This is a genomic window from Streptomyces sp. NRRL F-5630 (genome assembly GCF_000719475.1).
Lineage (GTDB): Bacteria > Actinomycetota > Actinomycetes > Streptomycetales > Streptomycetaceae > Streptomyces.
In genome coordinates, this window is record NZ_JOGO01000049.1 from 19,235 (window position 1) to 38,283 (window position 19,049).

Genomic DNA, 19,049 nt, shown 5'->3' on the forward strand with positions numbered 1-19,049 from the left:
CGAGCTGGTTCGCCGACATGCTCAGAAGCGTCACCACGTGTCGAGCCAGGGGACGGTCCTGAGCATGGAACCCCTCACCGAACACCGCCTGGTCAGCGGCCCGGTCGTCTACGGATTCCTACGGCTGATACGCGTACCTCGCGCACGGCAGAACGCGCTGGCCGCCTCGCCGGCCGAATACTGCCGCACCCACGGACTGCGGCTGTCCGGTCTCTTCACCGATCGCGAGGCCACCAGGGCCGCGTCGGCGGCGTTCAACGGTCTCCTCGACGCGCTCGCGCTGCCGGACGTCTACGGCGTCGTGGTCCCCGCCATGTCCCACCTGGGTCCGAAGGCCGTGGTGGTCGAACGGGGACGCCGAATCGAAAGCGCCGGTGCCCGGTTGTCGCTGGTCCGGCGGCCGCATCCCACGACCGCGACAGCTCCCCGAAGCGGTCCCGTAAACCCGCGCGCGCACTTCGGCACCACCCGCGTCGTGGACGCCACGTCACTGTCATGAGGACCATCGCGATGACCAAGACGACCCAGCGATTCTTCGAGTCCCGGCCCGAGTCGGTCGCCGAGGCACGGACGTTCACCGCCGAGGCCCTGACCAACTGGGGCTTGCTGGACCGAGGCGACGACGTCCGACTCTGTGTCTCCGAACTCGCCACCAACGCCGTGCTCTACGGGACAGCCCCCGGCCGGGGCTTTCTCGTCAGACTCGACGCAGACGACGAGGCCGTGCGCCTGGAAGTGCACGACAGCCGCAGCCGACGCCCCCACCCCCGTCGTCCTGGCGACACGGACACCACCGGCCGCGGGCTGCTCCTCGTGTCCGCACTCGCCGACGGCTGGGGTGTGGAGGATCGCACTCCGCTCGGGAAGATCGTCTGGTTGTGCTTCAAAGTCTCGGGACAGAGGGCAGCATGAGCGTCGCCCTCACCCCGCCGGGCTTTGCACCGCGCCTCGGGCTTTGCCGTTGTGCTCAGCCGGGGACATGCGGCGGGTTGCGCACGGATCGGCGGGCGGCTGGCCCGTGCCGGAGCCCGGGAGCCCGCCTTGGCGCCCACCTGCTGGCGGGCCGTCGGCGTCCTCAGCGGGAATCCGCCGCCGAGCCCGAGCCCGAGCCCGAGCCTTGGCCGGTTCCTCCGCGGCCTTCCCCGCGGCCACCTGGCCTTTTCCGGGCTCGGCGTCGGTCTCCGCCGTTGCCGAGGGCTCCGGGAACCGGCCGTGGGGGGTGGGGGCTTAATGCGTACCATGTGCAGGTGCGCCACAGTGACTACAGTATCCGGACCGCGACCTCGGCCGACCTTCCCGACGCCCGGGCCGTCATGCTCGACACCGTCTACCGGGACTTCGGCACCGGGTACGTCCCCCGGTGGCACGGGGACATCATCGATCTGGCCGGGGCCTATCTGGTCCCCGAGCGGCACACGCTTCTCGTCGCCGTCGGGGCGGACGGTGAGGTCGTGGGGACCGCCGCTCTCGACTCCCGGGGGCCCGCGCACCCCCCGAACCCCGCGCACGTCGCGGAGCGGTACCCCTCCGGTGTGACCGCTCAGCTGCGGAGGGTCTACGTGCGGCCCGAGCACCGGCGGCGTGGGCTCGCGCGGCGGCTCGTGGAGGAGTTGCTGGCGTTCGCCGCCGCCGAAGGGGGATACCGGGCCGTGTATCTGCACACCGATCCCGCCGTCACCGGGGCCGAGCCCTTCTGGCGGTCGTTGGCCGAGGTCGTGCACGACGAGCGGGAGGACGTGGGGGGCGGGCAGGGGATCGTGCACTTCGATGTGCCCCTGCCGGTGCCCGTGCCGGCGTCGGCGTCGGCACCGGTCCGGGCCGCACAGACGTGAAAACCGTTTTCATGTAGGCTTCCGAGTGCTCTGCCGCTCCCGGCCGCATCCCCGCGGCCGCCTGCACCCCTGCGCCCGTCCGCACCCCCGGCGCTCGCCCCGTCCGCCCGGCCGACCACCCGCGCCCCCGAACCGATCGATCCGAGGACCATGCGCTCCCACCGCCGCCCCCGGCTGCTCGCCCCTTTCCTGCTCCTCCCGCTGATAGCCGGCTGCTTCGCCTCCGGAGGCGGGGACGACTCCGCGTCCGGGGACGGTGGGGACGGCGACGGGGCCCGGCTGCGCGTCGCGCTCGCCTTCCCGCCCGCCGAGAACCTCTCCCCGTACGGCGCCGACGCCACCCTGCTCAGCCGCCTCGGGGTCACCGAGGGGCTCACCGCGCTGGACGCCAACGGCTCCGCCGCGCCCGCGCTCGCCGAGTCCTGGCGACGAGACGGCGAGAAGACCTGGGAGTTCACGCTCCGGGACGCCACCTTCCAGGACGGCGGGGACGTGACCCCGGCGGCCGTCGCCGCGTCCCTCACCCGGGCCACCGACGCCGAGCCCGCGCCCGCCGCCCTCTCCGGCGTCACCCTCAGCGCCGAGGCGAGCGGGGACCGGGTCGTCCGCGTCACCACCACCGAGCCCGACCCCGTCCTGCCGCTGCGGCTCTCCAGCCCCAGCCTCGCGATCCTGTCCCGGGACGCCTACGGCAAGGGCAGCCGCGTCGATCCCGTCGGGCACGCCACCGGGCCCTTCGAGCTGACCAAGGTCAACGGGGCCACCTCCGCCTCCCTCGACCGGTTCGACGACTACTGGGGCGGTCGCGCCCAGGCCTCCGGCATCGACGCCCGCTTCATCGCCGACGGCACCGCGCGCGCCAACGCCCTGCGGACCGGGGAGCTCGACATCGCCGAGGCCGTTCCGGTCGCCCAGGCGGCCTCCCTCGACAAGAGGACCCGGCGCGACACCGCCACCACCCGGACCACCAGCCTGCTCCTCAACGCCTCCGCCGGGCCCTTCGAGGACGCCGGGCTGCGGGCCGCCGCACGACAGGCCCTCGACACCTCCGTGTTCGCCAAGGACGTCTACGAGGGGTACGCCGACCCCGGGGCCGGGGTCTACGGGCCCGCCGTCACCTGGGCGGAGGGCAAGCGGACCGCGCCCGTCGGGCGGGCGGCGGCGAGGAAGCCGGGCAGCGGTGACACCCTCACCCTCGCCACCTACGACAACCGGCCCGAACTGCCCGAGGTCGCCCAGGTCGTCAAGCAGCAGCTGGAGAAGGCGGGTTTCACGGTCAAGCTCACCGTGCGGGAGTACTCGCGCCTCGAAGGCGACGCCCTCGACGGGAAGTTCGACGCCTTCGTGCTCGCCAGGAACACCCTCCTCGACACCGGTGACCCCGTCGCCGTGCTCGCGGGCGACTACAGCTGCGACGGCGGGTTCAACATCGCCCAGCTCTGCGACAAGGGCGTCGACCGCGCCGTGGCCCGGGCCGAGAAGATCGCCGACACCGCGAAGCGGCAGGACGCCGCCATGGCCGCCGAGGCCCGCGTGCTCGGCAGCGACGCCGTCGTGCCGCTCGTGCACCAGCGCGTCATCACCGGCGTCGCCGACTCCGTCCAGGGCGTGATCCTCGACCCGTACGAGCGCACCCTCGTCGGCACCGGCACCCGGCGCTGAACCGTGCGGCAGCGGGTGGCCACCCTCGTGTGGCGGATCGTGCTGGCGGCCGGGCTCGTGGGCGGTGTCGGGCTGCTGCCCTGGCTCACCCGCACCGATCCCGCGTACACCGTCCTCAAGGCGCGCTCCGCCGAGCGCGAACCGACGCCCGAGGTGCTCGCCGACATCCGGCGGCAGCTCGGGATCGACGGCGGGCCCCTGCGCGTACTCGGCGGCTGGCTGGGCGGGCTCGCGCGCGGGGACGCCGGGCAGTCGTGGATCTCGGGGTCCGACGTCCTGCCCGGTGTGCTCCGGGCCCTCAGCACCTCGCTGCTGCTCATGGGCGTCGCGCTGCTCGTCGCCGTGCTCACCGCCGGGCTGATCTGCGTACGCACCCTGCGGCTCGGCGCGCGGCGGCGGCTCGGTGGGCGGCGCGGTGGCGGGAGCGGCTCCGCGGTGCTCGCCTCGCTGCCCGAGTTCCTCGTCGCCTCCGTGCTCGCCACCGTCGTCGGAGTGCAGTGGGGCTGGCTGCCCGCGCTGGGGTGGTACGGGCCCCAGTGGACCGTGCTGCCCGCGCTCGCCCTCGGGCTGCCCGCGGGCGCCGTGCTGGGGCGGCTGCTCGACGACCTGCTGCCCGGCGCCTTCGGTGAGCCGTGGGCGCTGGCCGCGGCGGCGCGCGGACTGACCGGGTGGTCCATCGCCCGCCAGGCGCTGCGGCGGTGCGTGCCCGCGCTGCTGCCCAACCTCGGCCTGTTCGCCGTCGGACTGACCGGCGGTGCCGTCGCCGTCGAGCAGGTCTTCGACATCCCGGGGCTCGGGCGCACCACCCTCCAGGCCGCCCTCGCCCAGGACCTGCCGGTCCTCCAGGCCGGCACCCTCGCCCTCCTCCTGCTCGCCGCGCTCGCGACCGGCGCCACCCGCCTCGCCGCCCGGCTGCTGACCGGGCCCGCGCTGCGCGACGGTGCCCTCTCCTCGCTGCACCGGCCCGCCCCGCCCGCCGGGGGAGTGCTGCCGCTCCTCTACGGTGCCGTCCTGCTCGCGGTCGTCGGCTTCGGGCTGACCCGTGACCCGCTCGCCCTCGACACCGGGGAGCGACTGCGGGCGCCCTCCCTCGCGCATCCCTTCGGCACCGACGCCCTCGGCCGCGACCTGCTCGCCCGCGTCGGCCACGGGGCGCTGGACACGCTGCTCCTGGCCGCCGCCATCAGCGCCGCCGCCCTGCTCGCCGGCGTACTGCTCGGGCTCGTGCCCCGCCTCTCCGCGCCGCTCGTCGACACCGTCAACGCCGTGCCGCCCGTGCTCGTCGCCCTCCTCGTCACCGCCGTCGCGGGCAGCGGCACCGTCACGCCCGCGCTCGCCGTGGGCGCCGTCGCCTGGGCGCCGCTCGCCGCGCACACCTCCTCCCTGCTGCGGCAGGAACGGGCCACCCTGTACATCACCGCGACCAAGGGGCTGGGCGCGGGGCGCCTCCACCTGCTGCGGTACGAGCTGCTGCCCGCCGTGGTGCCGCCGGTCCTGCGGCACGCGCTGCTGCGGCTGCCCGGCGTCGCCCTCGCGCTCGCCTCACTCGGCTTCCTCGGTCTCGGCGCCCAGCCGCCGTCTCCCGAGTGGGGCCTGCTGCTCGCCGAGAACCAGCCCTACGCCGAGCGCGCCCCCTGGGCCGTCCTCGCCCCCGCCGCCGTCCTCGCCCTGCTCGGCGCCCTGGCCGTCAGCGCGGCCGGAGGGCTGCGCCGCCCGACCCGGCGGCGGCCCGCACGAGGCGTCGCCGAGGGGGCGGCGGGCTCCGTTCCGCGGCCCGTCGCGGCGGCGGAGAGGGAACCGGCCGGAGCCCGATGAGATGACCTCCGCCTCCACCCGCGAGCCCGCACCGCCGCCCACCACCCGGCGCACTGCCCGGCTCGCCACGCTCTCGCCGCTGCTCCGGCTGCTCATCCTCACCCAACTCGCCTTCAACATCGGCTTCTTCGCCGTGCTGCCCTTCCTCGCCGAGCACCTGGGGCGGACCGTCGGCATGGCGGGCTGGCTGGTCGGTTTCGTGCTCGGGCTGCGGACCTTCAGTCAGCAGGGGCTGTTCGTGGTGGGCGGGGCCCTCGCCGACCGGTACGGCATCCGGCCCGTCGTGCTCAGCGGGTGCGTGCTGCGGGTCGCCGGGTTCGCCTGGCTCGGCTTCGCGGAGCGGACCTGGGCCGTCGTCGGCGCCGTGCTGCTGATCGGCTTCGCCGCCGCGCTCTTCTCACCGGCGGTCGAGTCCGAGGTCGCCCGGCAGGCGGTGGTGTGGGAGGAGTCGGGAGGCGGCGACCGGACCCGGGTGCTCGCGCTGTTCACCGTCGCCGGGCAGGCCGGGGCCTTCGTCGGTCCGCTGCTGGGCGCGCTGCTGCTCGCCGTCGACTTCCGTACGGCCTGCCTCGCGGGCGCCGGTGTCTTCGTGCTGGTCCTCGCCGGGCACGCCCGGCTGCTGCCGCAGCGCATCCCCGGGCGGCCCCAGGTCCGGGCCGGGGGCGGGGTGCGGCTCGTCCTGCGCAACCGGCGCTTCCTCGCGCTCTGCTGCGCCTACGGCGCCTATCTGCTCGCCTACAACCAGCTCTACCTCGCCCTGCCCGCCGAGGTGGAGCGGGCCGCGGGTTCGCAGGCGCCGCTGGCCTGGCTGTTCGCGCTGTCGTCACTGCTGGTGGTGACCGCGCAGCTGCCGGTGACCCGGTGGGCGGGGGAGCGGCTGGCGCGGCGCCGGTCGATGCTGGCCGGCCTCGTGCTGATCGCTATCGGGTTCGCGGTCGTCGGGCTGGCGCGGCCCGCCGGGTGGACGGGGACGGGCGGACTGGTGCCCGCCGCCGGGTTCGTCGTCCTGCTCACGCTCGGTCAGATGCTCGTCGCGCCGGTCGCCCGCGCCTGGGTCCCGGACCTCGCCGAGGAGGGGCGGCTCGGGCTGTACACGGGAGCGCTGTCCTCGGTCTCCGGGCTCATCGTGCTGGCCGGCAGTTCCGCGACCGGCCTGCTGCTGGACACCGGCTTGCCGGTCGCCGTCCCGTGGCTGGTGCTGGCCGCGGTGCCGCTGATGGCGGTCGGGGTCCTGCCCGGGCGGGGGCGCTGATGCGGGGGCGCGTGGGCGCGGGGCGTCTGTCGTGTGGGCGCGGTGGGGGCCTGCCCGACGGGGGTACTGGGGCGCGGCGACGTGCGACGCGGCACCAGGGCGTCGAGCCCGGTCCGCGTCTCGCTGCTCCTGGCCCCTGCCGGGCCGTCCTTCTCCGGCGTGACACGCGGGACGTACGGTCCGCCCCCGCACGTGATCCCGAGGTCCCTCTCCGCCCAGACGGCTCGGTGGGCAGCCGAAGTACGTGTGCGAGACCGGGTTCCGGTCCTGGCGGGAGCCCCGGTCACCTGCGTGAGCGGCACCAGGGGAGTTGACGGCAGTCAGGCGAACGGGGATCAGGGGAACGTGTCGCCTCAGCCGGCCGCGGTGGCGTGGTGGACGCAGTCGCGGAGCAGGGCGCGGCGCCGGTCGTGCACGTCCTCGGGTTCCTGGCTGCTGGCCGCGTACACGTTGCTGACCGGTGACCAGGCCATGGACATGGCGATGACCAGGGCCATGATGTCGAACGGGTCGCCCGCGCGGACCCGCCCGGCCGCCTGGGCCTCGGCGATGGCCGTGAGCTTGCGGTCGTCGTAGTCCTGGTGCGTCTCGACGAGGTGCCCCGCAGGCCGGCGCTCCAGCCGTGTCCAGGTCGCCAGGCGGATGAGGTCGGGGCGGCGCAGGTACTCGTCGTAGAGGCGGACGGCCCAGCCCGCGAGATCGTCGGCGTCGATGGGCACGACGTTGGTGATGCGCTCCAGCGAGCTGAGGAAGATCGCGTCGAAGAGCCGTTCCTTGTCGCCGAAGTAGGCGTAGAGCTGCGCCTTGTTGGTGCGCGCGGCCGTCACGATGCGTTCGATGCGTGCCCCGGCGATGCCGTGCTGGGCGAACTCCTCGGTCGCGGCGTCCAGGATGCGCTGGTAGGTCGCGGCGCCGCGCGAGGTCTGGGGCTGTTCCGGCATGTCCGCAGCCTACCAAACAGAACAGTTGGTTTGCTTTGGCCTGCCGTCGCGCCTAAGCTGAAACAGACCGAACGGTCTGTCTAAGGAGCCACGTATGCGAACGACCACCGGATGGCAGGCGGCCGGACGGACGGCGCTGCGGCGCACGCCGCTGGAGCGCCGGGACCTGCGCGCGGACGACCTCGCGGTGCGGGTCGACTACTGCGGCGTGTGCCACACCGACGCGCACGCCCTGCATGACCACGACCCGCAGGCGACAACGCCGTTGGTGCCCGGTCACGAATTCACCGGCGTGGTGACCGCGACCGGCCCCGAGGTGACGACCTTCTCGGTCGGTGACAAGGTCGCGGTGGGCAACATCGTCGACTCCTGCGGCGTGTGCGCCATGTGCCGAGCCGGGCAGGAGAATTTCTGCCACGCCTTCCCGACGCTGACCTACGGCGGCACCGACCGGCACGACGGTTCGACCACCCTCGGCGGCTACTCCCGCGAGTACGTCGTGCGCGACGCCTTCGCCTACCCGCTCCCCTCCGGTCTCGACCCGGCCGCTGCTGCCCCGCTGATGTGCGCGGGCGTGACGGTCTGGGAACCCCTGCGCTCCCTCGGCGTGGGTCCCGGCAGTCGCGTCGCCGTGGCCGGACTCGGCGGCCTGGGCCACCTCGCGGTCAAGATGGCCGTCGCACTCGGCGCCACCACGACCGTCCTCAGCCGCACCCGGGACAAGCGCGACGACGCCCGCGAGCTCGGCGCTCACGACCTCATCGACTCCACCGACCCCCAGCACATGGCCGCGGCGCGCGACACCTTCGACGTCGTCATCGACACCATCTCCGCCCCGCACGACCTCGCCCCGTACCTGAAGACGGTGGCGATGGACGGCACCCTCAGCCTCCTCGGCTACCTGGGCCCCGTCACCGTCGAGGCCATGGACCTGCTCGTCGGCCGCAAGAGACTCAGTGGCGGCGGCAGCGGAGGCCGCCCGGCGACAGCCGAGATGCTCCGGTTCTGCGCCGACCACGGCATCGCCGCCGACATCGAAGTGCTCCCGTCCTCCCAGGTGGAGACGGCACTCGACCGCCTCCGGCGAAACGACGTCCGCTACCGCTTCGTGCTCGACCTGTCCGACCTGGACTGAAGAGACAGTGGGCCGGGCCGTGCCGTGCGAGCCGAGGCCAATGCGGCGCGCACGGACGGCGCCCCGCCCCACCCCGCACATGACGGTGAGTTTTGGCGGGGAGGACGTCACCGGTGGTCAGGAGCCGCCGCGGATCTCCATGGAAGGGCGGGGTGGCCGTGGCGCACGTGCTGAGTGCGGCGCCCGAGGCGGCTGCTGGGGCGTCGAGCCGTTTCCGCGAAGCGGCGTCGGCCGCTGTCTTGTCGCGGATCGCGTGACCGCACGGTTCAAGGCCCGGCGGACGCACCGACCCTCACCGGCTACGGGACAACCTTTGGTTCATCTCCACGCAGAACTCGCCGGCATGGGTCGATGCGTACCGACCGGGCGTCCCCGAAAGGAACCTCAGGCTCCCCACTCCGTGTGGTCCCCGATGATCCTGTCGCCGATGTTGCACCAGGCGACGCTCTCCGCGGTCGCCCATACCCAGGGGCCGTAGTGCGTGTACTGGTAGCCGCCCAGGGTCTCGCACTTGATCACTTCCCGGTACCGCCCCGAGTCGCACCAGGTTTTGTTCCCCTCATGCCCCCCGCTGCCGGTCACCCGCTGGCCCCAGCATGAGGCCTGCGTGGAGTCGCCGGACGCGGGGCGGGTGGTCACCGACGAGCCGCTGTCCGCCACCGCGCTCGGCGCGAGCGTCATCGCTCCCCCCAGGAGGAGCGCCGTTGCGGCCACTGCCTTTCCGATACGACCTTTGATCATGCGGATCTCCCAGATGTCGACGAGGTGAGTGAGCGTCAACCGGGGCGCGTGTCACGCCGGTTGAACGCTCGTTGACGACCGTAGGCGCGGACCGCGATCTGCGAGCACCCATATGCGCACAGTGACTCCCCAGTTCGTGCACGGTGCACAATTGGGACTGAACCGCACATGCGCCAGGGGTCTGGGAGCACAACGGCATGACCGACCGCAAGGGTTCCCGATTAAGGGGAACCGAGTCGTTCGAGGCAGTCGCCTCGGCCTTGTTCGCCCCGTTGCGGGTGACCGATCCCGGGCCGCACGGGTTCGAAGCCGTGGTGGACCACGAGGTCATCGGACCCGTGGTCGTCGTCCGTATCCGGGCCGCCGCCGCGACGGTGACGCGGGACAACCGCAGCATCTCCTCCAGCGACGTGGAGTGGATGCATTTCACTCTGCACCGCCACGGCCCGGTCACGGCGACCCAGGACGACCGGACCAGGGCGGTGAGGCCCGGTGAACTGTTCGCCTGTGACAACACCCGGCCCTACCGGCTCATCGGCGCCGACCCCAGTGACATGACGGTGCTCTGCGTTCCCCGGGCGAGTCTGGGCAGGCACGCGAACTCCATCAGCCGGCGCACGGCGCTCCCCATATCCACTCAGGGCGGGATCGGCAGACTGCTCGGCCACGCCTTGTCCGCGGCCGGCGAGGACCTTCCCCGTCAGTGTGTGTCCCGTACGTATCTGGCCGACGCGCTCACCGCACTCCTCCTCGCCGCTTTCGCCGACACCACCCCCGAGCGGGCGTCCGTCGCCAGCGACCTCGCCGACCGCATCCGCACCTACGTGCTGGCCCAGCTCGGCGACCCGCGCCTCAGTGCGGAACGCGTCGCGCACCAGCACCGCATCTCCGTCCGGTACCTCCATGCGCTCTTCAAGGGCGGTGACCTGACCTTCGCCGCCTGGGTCCGCCACGAACGCCTGCTACGCATCCGCCGAGACCTTCTCGACCCCGCCTGCGCGGACATCTCCACTGCCACGATCGCGGCACGCTGGGGAGTCCACGACACCAAACACCTCGGCAGGGCCCTGAAACGCGAGTTCGGTGAATCCGTCAGCGACCTGCGCCTCAAGCGAGGGGACTGAGCGGCAGTACGCGCCCGCCGCTCACCGGCGATCACGAGTCGGCGAGGATTTCAGCCGTCAGGTCCGGCTCCGTGAGCACCTCCAGTACGGAGTACTCCGCGCCGACACGGATACCGGGGTGATCGGTCACGATCTCGCCGGTCACCGGACTGACGATGTGTATGCAGCGCACGATCATGCGTGCAGCCTGTGGACGATCCGAGACGCCTGGTCCGGGAGGGAACGATCCTGGTGTGGCTGGTGGTGTGATCGCGGCGCCTGAGCCGTTCTGGAAAGCCCCGTTCACCGGGCTGAGCCCGTGCTGTTTCGCGAAGCTGGTGACGGTGGTGCGTCACGAGATCGCGGAGGAGCCGCAGCGGGGCCGGCCGTGGGTCCTGCCGCTGGAGGACCGGGTACTGCTGGTCACGGCGTACTGGCGGAAAACAGCGAAATACCCCTGGCGATTGCCGTGCCGGCTGAGGCGATTGACACCACCGCAAAGATGATGCGCAGATGGTCCGGCGTGAAACGCGGGCTCACGCCACCGCCGGGAGAAGCGGCAGACATTATGTCGTAGGCGCGAATCGCCAGATTTCGGTAATCGAAAGCAATTGCCGCTCCAATGAGGAACGCCATCGTCGACCAGATAAAAAGAAACATGCCGTCCTCTTTCGGGTGGATGGGGGTGGCGGTGACGGCGTCACGTGCGTCGGGTCGACCCCATGGCCTCGCTGCTGCCAGGTGCCCCTTTTGCGCACTCCGGTGGCGCCGCCCCCCAACTGCCGTCGGCTCCTGCTGCAAGGCCGGATCCGATCCCTCAGCCCGGATCCACCGGCTTGATGCCGGTGGATGGTTCACCAAGAAACGAAGAAGGGCCTTGCGATTTGCGATGATGGGGTTTTTCTAGGACCACATCAGGCACGATCGACAAGGCGCTTCCAAGATGCCATCTTCCCATGCCGCGGCGACGGTCTCATCCGCGTTCGATGACCCGAACCTGATCGCATACGGCGGGCTGGAGCCGGTGGTGCGGCTGGCCGAGCGGTGCGGCTTGCCCAAGCTGGCCGGGGGAACGGATCCTGGTACGGGTGAAGGGGTTGGGCTATCCGTTGTGTGCTTCGAGCTCCGTTGCCAGCGTCTGTTGGGTGGCCGCCCACGACGCCAAGAGCGCCAAATTATCAGCGGTCGGTGTGCCCGCGGGGGCGGTGTAGATGTTGAGGTGCAGGCCGGGTTCGGCGGGCAGTTCCAGGGACTCGACGTCCAAGTCGAGCTGGCCCACGGCCGGATGGCGCATACGCTTACGGCCGGACCGGTGCAGCCGCACGTCCTGAGATGCCCACCGCTGCCGAAACAGCTCACTGCGCGTTGACAGTTCACCGACCAGGGCGATCAGCTCCTCGTCGTGCGGATCGCGGCCGGCTTCCATGCGCAGCTTCGCAGCCACGGCACCGGCGACGTGGTCGTAATCGACAAAAAAATCTCTGGCCGCCTCGGGCTCCAGATAGACGAACCGCGCTGTGTTCGCGGGCCGTCGCGAATCGGCCAGCACCGGTGAATACAGCGCGCGAGCGAGTTGATTCATGGCGAGCACGTCATAACGGCCGTTACCGATCCAGGCCGGCGCCTCGGAGATCGCGTCGAGCACCTGCTGCAGCGTCGAGCGCACCGCCACGGCAGGCCCGCGCCGGCGTGGACCGCGGGGCGTTCTCGATTGGCGCGCGAGGTGGAACAGGTGGTCGCGCTCGGCCTCGTCGAGTTGCAGGGCAGAGGCCAACGCGTCGAGCACTCCGTCGGAGGCACCGGCGAGGCTGCCGCGCTCCATGCGCACGTAGTAGTCGACCGATACCCCCGCGAGCAGCGCGACCTCCTCGCGGCGCAGACCTTTGACCCGGCGGTTGCCGCCGTAAGCGGGCAGGCCCGCCTGCTCGGGTGCGATGCGGGCCCGACGCGAGCTGAGGAACTCCCGGATCTCGGTGCGTGGATCCATCTCGGCCATTTTCCTACTGTAGGCCCGTTCAGCCGTACTGGTCAGTGGCCCATGACGGGGGGAGTACCCGTTGCTGTCGTCGCGGTGCCGCCGTCTACCGGGATGATGGCGCCCGTGAGGTAGGAGCCGGCCCGGCTGGCGAGGAACACGGCGGCACCCGCCATGTCGTCGTCGCGGCCGATCCGGCGCAGCGGGGCCGCCGCCGCGATCTTGTCGCCGATGGCATCGAGCGTGGCCCCCATCATCTGCGAGGGGAAGACTCCCGGTGCTACCGCGTTCACCGTGACGTGCTGTGGACCCAGCTCCCGGGCAAGCACTCTGGTGAGCTGGTGGAGAGCCGCTTTGCTGCTGGCGTACGAGTAGGTGGGCGCCTGGGCGACGTGGATGGCGGCGATACTGCCGATGTTGATGATCCGTGCCGGATCATCGGCGGTTCCCGCCCTGCGAAGTGCGGGAAGCAGTGCCTGCACCAGCCAGAACGGCGACTTGAGGTTGAGGTCGAGCACTGCGTCCCAGGCCGCGTCCGGGAACGTCTCCAGCGGCTCGCTGCGCATCGCTCCCGCGTTGTTGACGAGGATGTCCAAGCGTCCCGAGTCGGCCATGACGAGATCAGCGAGGCGCCGGCACTCGTCGTGCCTGGACAGGTCGGCGGGAATTGCCTGGACGTCGCCGAATTCGGATAGCAGGTGCTGTGCCTCCGCGCACGTTTCCGCATTGCGTGAGCTGATGACGACGCGGGCGCCCGCCTGGAGAAGGCCGCGCGCAATCATCATCCCAATGCCCTTGGTGCCGCCGGTGACAAGTGCGTACTTCCCGCTCAGATCGAAAAGTTCCGTGTGAGTGGTGAATTGGTTGTCCGTCATTGGTGTCCGTTCCTTCTGTCGTGTCAGAGTGCGCCGACACGGTCACGCATTCGGGGCGGCAGCTGAATCGGTCTGATGGAGGGAAAGCCGCAGTGCGTGTCCATGGAGTGCGGTCGGCGCTTTCGACTCACGCCAGGTTGACAGGCGTTGTGGACATCTGGGAGACCCTGGTGATACAGGTACTGCCAGAACCCCCCTTTCCTGGTGCGCTGAGTCCGGATCACCCCGGCTTGATGCCGGTGGATGGTTCACCAAGAAACGAAGGAGTGCCTTGCGATTTGCGATGATGGGGTTTTTGAGGACCACATCAGGCAGGATCGACAAGGCACTTCCGAGATGCGATCCCCCATGCCGCGGCGGCGGCCTCATTCGCGTTCGATGGCCCGAACCTGATCGCGTACGGCGGGCCGGAGCCGGTGGTGCGGGGGGCCGAGCGGTGCGGCCTGCCCAAGCTGGCCGACGAACACGTCCGGCTGCCTGCCTCGAAGGACGGCACCGGCGCCCTTCACAGCGACGAAACCGGCGTCGTTGGTGGGCGGCATGGCCGCGGGCGCCGACAGCATCGACGACATGGACCGGCTGCGGCACGGTGCCGGCCAGGCCGCCACACCCCTGTCCGCCCCCGTGATCGCCGCCACCAGGCTGCGCAAGGGACCCACGAAACTCCGCGCGCGGGGCGGCAGCGTTCGTCGCTGAGACCATCCGCACCGCACGCGCCTGCGGCGCCAACGGCCTGCTGGTGCTGCGGGCGGACTCCGCGTTCTACGGCGCCGACGTCATCAACGCCTGCCGGGCCCTGGGTGCCCGCTTCTCCCGCACCATGCGGATGAACGCCTCCGCCAAAGCCACCATCGGCCGCATCGACGAAGACGCCTGGAGGCCGATCAAATATCCCCAAGCGGTCTGGGACGAGGAGGGCCAGTGCTGGATCTCCGACGCCGAGATAGCCGATATCCGCTACACCGCTTTCACTTCCAAGCCGAAGAAATAGCAGGTCACCGCCCGACTGGTGGCGGACTCCCTGCCTGCGGCTTCGCCCCGGGTCCGGTGGGAATCGTCGGCGTCGCCAGCGATGGATCATGGCGTGCCCGCCGCCTCGACGCCCACGGCCTTCCCTCATGGCATTGGGGGCGAAGAAGCGGGGCGGCAAGGAAAGGGCGGGTAGAAAGGAATCCGGTGCGGAACGCCGCAAGAATGAAATTGATCAGCACTGTGAAGAGGAAATGGGGTCGCGTTCACTTCCCTCCCGTCTAGCGGAGCACTTTGTACGGCCGGGGGCGCCGAAATGCCTCACCGGCTTCTGGTCCGGTCGGCCCCGGCGGCACCGGGTGGAGGGGCCGGTGGGCGTGCAGAGTGCGGAGTAGCATGGACGGTGGCTTCGCTCGCGTATGAGTTGGTACGTGCGGGGGAGGGGCCGCGGTGGTGGGGCCCACCGTTTCCAACCGCGGATCAGCCGCCAACGGTCCCTGCTTGCGAGGTGAGGTGTGCGCTGCCGCGCGCGCTCGAGCGAGTGGGAGACCCTGCGTGACATCAGCGAAGCCGCGTGACCCGGCCCCCGAACCCGTTGACCCCGATGTCGGTGCGGATGTGCCCGTTAGCGGTCTGTGGGACGGGCAGGGGCCCGTGTTCGCCGTCGTCGCCGCGGGCGGGGTGCTCGGGGCGGTGGCGCGGTACGGGGCCTCCGTGCTGTGGCCGACCGCGAGCGGGCACTTCCCCTGGACGACCTTCCTCGTCAACGTCGTCGGCTGCGCGCTGATCGGCGTCCTCCTGGCGATCGTCGCCGAACTCCGCCCGTACACCCACCGCTTGGTGCGGCCCTTCCTCGGTACGGGGGTCCTCGGCGGCTTCACGACGTTCTCGACGTACGCGATGGACGTGCGGGGGCTCATCGTCGCCGAGCGGTACGCGGTGGCCGGCGCGTACCTCTTCGGGACGATGGCGGCGGCCGTGCTCACGGTGTGGGGGAGCGCCTCGCTCGCGCGGTACGCGCTCAGGGAGCGGTTCGCGAAGGTCGCGGAGGGGGAGCGATGAACTGGCTGCTCGTGGTGGCGGGAGCGCTCGTCGGCGCGCCCGCGCGGTATGCCGCCGACCGCTGGATCACGGCGCGGAGCCGGGGACCCTTCCCCTGGGGGACGCTGAGCGTCAACGTTTTCGCCTGTCTCGTCCTCGGGCTCGTGACGGGCGCCGCGCTCGCGGGCGCCGCGTCCTCGCACGTCGTCGCGCTCCTTGGAACGGGGCTGTGCGGGGCGCTCTCCACGTACTCGACGCTCTCCTACGAGGCGCTGCGCCTCGCCGAGACCGGCGCGGGCCGTCTCGCGCTGGGCTACGCGCTGCTGTCGATGGGGGCCGGGCTCGGGGCGGGGTGCGCGGGCGTCGCGGTGGCGACGGGGGTGTGGGGGTAGAGGGCTGCGGGCGAACGCGGGCCCCTCGGCGAGCACCGGCCCCCGTCCGCTCGGCGAGCGCGGGCCGGTCCTCATACGGCGCGTGACCGCCCCGTAGCCGCTGCCCCGCCCCGCGCGCCGTGTCGCGGTGGCCCGTCCCGGTGCAGCGGGGGCCAGGTGCGTTCAGCCCTGCGGGTCGTACGCCCCCGTGAAGACGTCCACGAGGCGGCGGGTCGGGTCCTCGCCGAAGAGCATGTCGAGCGAGGCGGCGGACATCGCGGCCGTGTCGGCGGCGCGGGGGAAGAGGACGGATTCGTAGGCGGCGAGGGCGGCCTCGGTGTCCCCGGGGTGGGCGAGGAGGGCGGTGCCGAGGTCGGCGGCGTCGGCGAGCGCGAGGTTGGCGCCCTCTCCCGCGAAGGGGGACATGAGGTGCGCGGCGTCGCCGAGAAGGGTGACGCCAGGGACGCGGTCCCACGTGAGGCCGGCCGGGAGGGCGTGGATGCGGCGCGGGACGAAGCCGTCCTCGGCCCCGTCGAGCAGGGCGCGCAGGTGCGGGGCCCAGTCGGCGAAGGCGTCGAGGAGGAGCCGGCGGGTCCGCTCGGTGTCGGAGAAGTCGTGCGCGTCGAGCCATGCCTCGGGGACGCGCAGGGCGCTGTAGAGGTGGAGGGAGCCGTCGGTCTCGCGGTGGGCGAGGAAGCCCTGGCCGTCGCCGAGCGCGAAGCACATGCCGTCGCCGATGACTGCGGCGGCCTCGGGGTGGCGGGCGTCGGCGTCTTTCAGGTCGAACTCGATGAAGGAGATGCCCGTGTAGGCGGGCTCGGCGGGGGTGAGGAGGGGCCGGACGCGGGACCAGGCGCCGTCGGCGCCGACGAGGAGGCCGGTGGTGAAGACGGTGCCGTCGGCGAGGGTGACCTCGTGGCGCCCGGCGCCGAGCGGGCGCGCGCCGGTGACCTTGGAGTTCCAGCGCAGGGCGTGCGGGGGGAGCGAGGCGAGCAGGAGGGCGCGCAGGTCGCCGCGGTCGATCTCGGGGCGGTCGCCGTCCCCGGTGTCGGGCTCGTCGTGGACGAGAGTGCCCGCCTTGTCCCAGACGCGGACGGCCTCGCCCCCGGGGTGCACCTTCGCGCGGAACTCCGCGTGGAGACCGGCGGTGCGCAGGGCGGCCTGGCCCGTCTCCTCGTGGATGTCGAGCATGCCGCCCTGGCCGCGGGCCTCGGGGCCGCTCTCCAGGTCGAAGACGGTCGCGTCGACGCCACCCGCTATGAGGACACGGGCGAGGAGGAGGCCGCTGAGGCCGCCGCCGATGATCGCGATGGGGTAGTGCGGGGCGGGAGCGTGGCCCGACGCTGCGGTGGGGGTGCTGGTGCTGGTCATGGCTGCCTCCGGGGTGAGGGCGGGTGGTGGTGCCTCCACCGTAACGAACATGTTCGTGACGAACAAGTTCGTTCGAGGGTGGGGTGAGCGGAGACACGGGGCCGGAGGGAGCCGGTAGGGGGCGGATGCGGGGCGCGGGGTGCAGGGGGCGGCGGTACGAGGGCCGGGGCGGGCGGTGGTACGGGCCGAGGCGGCGACGGAGCGGGGCCCCCCGGGTCAAGCGGCTCGCGCACGCGCTTACCGCGCGCGGCCCGGGATGCGCCGCCGAGGGGCCGGGTGCCGTGGCCCGGCCCCTCGGCGTGTGTCAGCGCAGGCTGCGGACGGGGAGGAGGACGTGGGCGGAGGAGGTGAGCATCTCCGTGTCGCCGACGAACGCGGCGAGCGCCTCCTCGGTGATCTCCCGGCCCGGGACGGCCTGCGGCCAGGGCCGGGTGGCGAAGATGAAGTAGGCGTAGCCGCGCTGCTTGGCGGCGGCGAACCACTCCGGGGGGACCTCGCACTGGGCGTTGAGGTTCGGGGGCATGGTGAGCGCGGCCGAGCCCGCCTCGACGAGGAGGGTGAGGGGGAGCGAGGAGGTCTGCGTCCCGTCGAGGAGGGTGCCGCCGACCGGGAGTTTCGTGTCCGCGAGCAGGGCGAGCGCCGCCTCGGTCGCCCCCTGGTGGCCCCGCGTGCCGTCACCGAGCGGGTAGGCGAGCAGGAACGGCATGTCGTGGTCGTCGTCGGGGTGCTTGCCGCTCCACGCCACGACGACGAGCGTGCCGAGTTCGGCGGGGCGGAAAACGCGCTGCGCGCTGTCGGTGGAAGTCACCCCCGGACCCTAGCGACTCCGCCCCGGCCGGGCCCTCGCTCTTTCACCTGTCCGGGGGAGCCCGAACCGGCCATCACTCCAAAGGGTTTGGGGGTTCGCACGGCCGTTCCGCCCGTACGAGGCCGGTTCAGCCGCCGGGGCCGGTTCAGCAGGCGGGCCGGTTCAGCCTCCGGGGCCGGTTCAGCCGCCGAGGCCGCCGAGGCTGTCGAGGGGGAGGCCGCCGAGGAGGCCCGTGGCGGCGCTGGTCGTGGTGCCCTCCCGTACGAGCGAGGCGGGGTCGAGCTTCTGCTGCGGCAGGAGCGGCTTCACCTCGCGGGCGACGGCGTCGACGGTCTTGCCGAGGGAGTCCGGCTTCGAGGGGTCGAGCGCGTCGTTCGCGACGGTGTCCACGGCGCCCTGGAGCTGCGTCGCGGCGGCGTAGTACCCGCCGTTGAGGCTGCTCGGGGTGAGGGAGGCGGTGTCCACGGCGGGGGCGGCGAAGGCGGGGGCGGCCGCGGTCGCGGCGGCGAGACCGCCGACGACCACGGCGGCGGCCTTGGCGGCGGAGGGGGTGGTGCGGGGCTTGCGGTGCTTGGCGGTGCGGGCGGACATGGTGATCCTCTCGTCGGGGGTCGCGCGCTCGTCGGGGCCGGTCCCGGGGGTCCGCGGCCCCGGCTCCTCGAACGCCGGAGGGGCTGGTGCCGGAGCCCCGGTGCGAAGGGCCGCCCCCGTCCGGGGGCGGCCTCTCCTCACGTCAGGCGTTCACGCAGGTGTTGCCGAAGGCCGGGTTGAGCAGGCCGACGACGTCGATCGTGTTGCCGCAGAGGTTGATCGGCACGTGGACCGGGATCTGCACCGCGTTGCCGGAGATGACGCCCGGCGAGAGGGCGGCGCCGCCCTGCGCGCCGGCGTCGGCGGAGGCGAGACCGGCCGAGCCGGCGAGCGCGGCGGCGGCGACGGAGGAGAGGACGAGGGCCCTGGCGGTACGCGACATGGCGAAGCGCTCCTTACGGGTGTCGAGGAATCGTGCGGGGCCCGGCCGGTGCCGCTGGCTGCGCCGCGGGCCGGGATGCCGGGAACTGCCCCGGCGACTGCAACAACGTCGTCGGGACGCCGCGCGTTGTGCCCCGAAAAGGTGAAACGCCCCCTGTCCGAGTGGCGTGCGACACGCCGCACGTC

22 protein-coding genes and 1 pseudogene are annotated in these 19,049 nt (G+C 72.3%); 13 read left to right on the forward strand and 10 right to left on the reverse strand.

Annotated features, from left to right (window positions below; genetic code table 11):
- Positions 1-64 precede the first annotated feature (64 nt).
- From IF99_RS0121285 to IF99_RS0121310, 6 genes are all read left to right on the forward strand, one after another.
- A complete protein-coding gene (locus tag IF99_RS0121285; RefSeq protein WP_030998206.1) occupies positions 65-499 on the forward strand; it encodes a hypothetical protein in 435 nt (144 codons plus the stop codon).
- 11 nt (positions 500-510) lie between these two features.
- Positions 511-912 carry an ATP-binding protein gene (locus tag IF99_RS0121290; protein WP_030998207.1) on the forward strand — a complete coding sequence of 134 codons (402 nt, stop codon included), beginning with the start codon at positions 511-513 and terminating at the stop codon, positions 910-912.
- A 335-nt stretch (positions 913-1,247) separates the two neighbouring features.
- Positions 1,248-1,832 (forward strand): GNAT family N-acetyltransferase, encoded by a 585-nt coding sequence (locus tag IF99_RS0121295; RefSeq protein WP_051703605.1) that lies wholly within the window; start codon positions 1,248-1,250, stop codon positions 1,830-1,832.
- A gap of 150 nt (positions 1,833-1,982) precedes the next feature.
- Positions 1,983-3,494 (forward strand): ABC transporter substrate-binding protein, encoded by a 1,512-nt coding sequence (locus IF99_RS0121300; RefSeq protein WP_030998209.1) that lies wholly within the window; start codon positions 1,983-1,985, stop codon positions 3,492-3,494.
- Positions 3,495-3,497: 3 nt separating this feature from the next.
- Complete coding sequence (locus tag IF99_RS0121305) at positions 3,498-5,309, forward strand: ABC transporter permease subunit (protein ID WP_030998210.1); 1,812 nt, start codon at positions 3,498-3,500, stop codon at positions 5,307-5,309.
- A gap of 1 nt (position 5,310) precedes the next feature.
- Entirely contained in the window at positions 5,311-6,561 is a 1,251-nt protein-coding gene (locus IF99_RS0121310; RefSeq protein ID WP_030998211.1) for an MDR family MFS transporter, read from the forward strand.
- Between the two features lie 353 nt (positions 6,562-6,914).
- On the opposite strand, the gene IF99_RS0121315 is transcribed toward IF99_RS0121310, so the two are convergent.
- Positions 6,915-7,502, reverse strand: coding sequence for a TetR/AcrR family transcriptional regulator (locus IF99_RS0121315; RefSeq protein ID WP_030998212.1), 588 nt, complete (start codon positions 7,500-7,502; stop codon positions 6,915-6,917).
- A 94-nt stretch (positions 7,503-7,596) separates the two neighbouring features.
- On the opposite strand from IF99_RS0121315, the gene IF99_RS0121320 reads away from it, so the two are divergent.
- Positions 7,597-8,637: an NAD(P)-dependent alcohol dehydrogenase gene (locus IF99_RS0121320; RefSeq protein ID WP_030998213.1), complete on the forward strand. Its 1,041-nt coding sequence runs from the start codon at positions 7,597-7,599 to the stop codon at positions 8,635-8,637.
- 384 nt (positions 8,638-9,021) lie between these two features.
- Here IF99_RS0121320 and IF99_RS0121325 read toward each other — a convergent pair whose 3' ends face one another.
- Positions 9,022-9,417, reverse strand: a complete 396-nt coding sequence (locus IF99_RS0121325; protein WP_030998214.1) for a hypothetical protein — start codon at positions 9,415-9,417, stop codon at positions 9,022-9,024.
- A gap of 158 nt (positions 9,418-9,575) precedes the next feature.
- Here IF99_RS0121325 and IF99_RS0121330 point away from each other — a divergent pair, with 158 nt between their 5' ends.
- Positions 9,576-10,502, forward strand: coding sequence for a helix-turn-helix domain-containing protein (locus IF99_RS0121330; protein WP_030998215.1), 927 nt, complete (start codon positions 9,576-9,578; stop codon positions 10,500-10,502).
- Positions 10,503-10,533: 31 nt separating this feature from the next.
- On the opposite strand, the gene IF99_RS34085 is transcribed toward IF99_RS0121330, so the two are convergent.
- Positions 10,534-10,680, reverse strand: a complete 147-nt coding sequence (locus IF99_RS34085; protein ID WP_158716635.1) for a hypothetical protein — start codon at positions 10,678-10,680, stop codon at positions 10,534-10,536.
- A 55-nt stretch (positions 10,681-10,735) separates the two neighbouring features.
- Here IF99_RS34085 and IF99_RS35075 point away from each other — a divergent pair.
- A pseudogene (locus IF99_RS35075) lies at positions 10,736-10,921 on the forward strand (IS5/IS1182 family transposase); the annotation flags it as partial.
- On the opposite strand, the gene IF99_RS34090 reads toward IF99_RS35075, so the two are convergent.
- The 3 genes from IF99_RS34090 to IF99_RS0121345 all read right to left on the reverse strand — a co-directional run bounded on the left by IF99_RS34090 (position 10,905) and on the right by IF99_RS0121345 (position 13,331).
- Positions 10,905-11,141, reverse strand: a complete 237-nt coding sequence (locus IF99_RS34090; RefSeq protein WP_158716636.1) for a hypothetical protein — start codon at positions 11,139-11,141, stop codon at positions 10,905-10,907. The pseudogene IF99_RS35075 and the gene IF99_RS34090 sit on opposite strands and share 17 nt — an antisense overlap.
- 442 nt (positions 11,142-11,583) lie before the next feature.
- The gene (locus IF99_RS0121340; RefSeq protein ID WP_030998216.1) at positions 11,584-12,477 is read right to left on the reverse strand and encodes a helix-turn-helix transcriptional regulator; all 894 of its coding nucleotides are present in this window, start codon (positions 12,475-12,477) and stop codon (positions 11,584-11,586) included.
- Between the two features lie 32 nt (positions 12,478-12,509).
- The gene (locus tag IF99_RS0121345) at positions 12,510-13,331 is read right to left on the reverse strand and encodes an SDR family oxidoreductase (protein WP_030998217.1); all 822 of its coding nucleotides are present in this window, start codon (positions 13,329-13,331) and stop codon (positions 12,510-12,512) included.
- Between the two features lie 540 nt (positions 13,332-13,871).
- On the opposite strand from IF99_RS0121345, the gene IF99_RS34095 reads away from it, so the two are divergent.
- The 4 genes from IF99_RS34095 to IF99_RS0121360 all read left to right on the forward strand — a co-directional run bounded on the left by IF99_RS34095 (position 13,872) and on the right by IF99_RS0121360 (position 15,733).
- Complete coding sequence (locus IF99_RS34095; RefSeq protein ID WP_158716637.1) at positions 13,872-14,027, forward strand: hypothetical protein; 156 nt, start codon at positions 13,872-13,874, stop codon at positions 14,025-14,027.
- Between the two features lie 43 nt (positions 14,028-14,070).
- On the forward strand, positions 14,071-14,322 hold the full coding sequence (locus tag IF99_RS31710; RefSeq protein WP_051703603.1) for a hypothetical protein: 252 nt from the start codon (positions 14,071-14,073) through the stop codon (positions 14,320-14,322).
- A gap of 533 nt (positions 14,323-14,855) precedes the next feature.
- A complete protein-coding gene (locus IF99_RS0121355) occupies positions 14,856-15,362 on the forward strand; it encodes a fluoride efflux transporter FluC (RefSeq protein ID WP_030998218.1) in 507 nt (168 codons plus the stop codon).
- Positions 15,359-15,733 carry a fluoride efflux transporter FluC gene (locus IF99_RS0121360; protein WP_030998219.1) on the forward strand — a complete coding sequence of 125 codons (375 nt, stop codon included), beginning with the start codon at positions 15,359-15,361 and terminating at the stop codon, positions 15,731-15,733. The genes IF99_RS0121355 and IF99_RS0121360 overlap by 4 nt, the downstream gene beginning before the upstream one ends.
- A gap of 162 nt (positions 15,734-15,895) precedes the next feature.
- Here IF99_RS0121360 and IF99_RS0121365 read toward each other — a convergent pair whose 3' ends face one another.
- From IF99_RS0121365 to IF99_RS0121380, 4 genes are all read right to left on the reverse strand, one after another.
- Positions 15,896-17,083: an FAD-dependent oxidoreductase gene (locus IF99_RS0121365; protein ID WP_030998220.1), complete on the reverse strand. Its 1,188-nt coding sequence runs from the start codon at positions 17,081-17,083 to the stop codon at positions 15,896-15,898.
- Between the two features lie 304 nt (positions 17,084-17,387).
- Positions 17,388-17,891: a DUF5949 family protein gene (locus IF99_RS0121370; protein ID WP_030998221.1), complete on the reverse strand. Its 504-nt coding sequence runs from the start codon at positions 17,889-17,891 to the stop codon at positions 17,388-17,390.
- Positions 17,892-18,071: 180 nt separating this feature from the next.
- The gene (locus IF99_RS0121375) at positions 18,072-18,482 is read right to left on the reverse strand and encodes a hypothetical protein (protein ID WP_030998222.1); all 411 of its coding nucleotides are present in this window, start codon (positions 18,480-18,482) and stop codon (positions 18,072-18,074) included.
- Positions 18,483-18,624: 142 nt separating this feature from the next.
- Positions 18,625-18,864 (reverse strand): chaplin, encoded by a 240-nt coding sequence (locus IF99_RS0121380; protein WP_030998223.1) that lies wholly within the window; start codon positions 18,862-18,864, stop codon positions 18,625-18,627.
- Between the last annotated feature and the right edge of the window lie 185 nt (positions 18,865-19,049).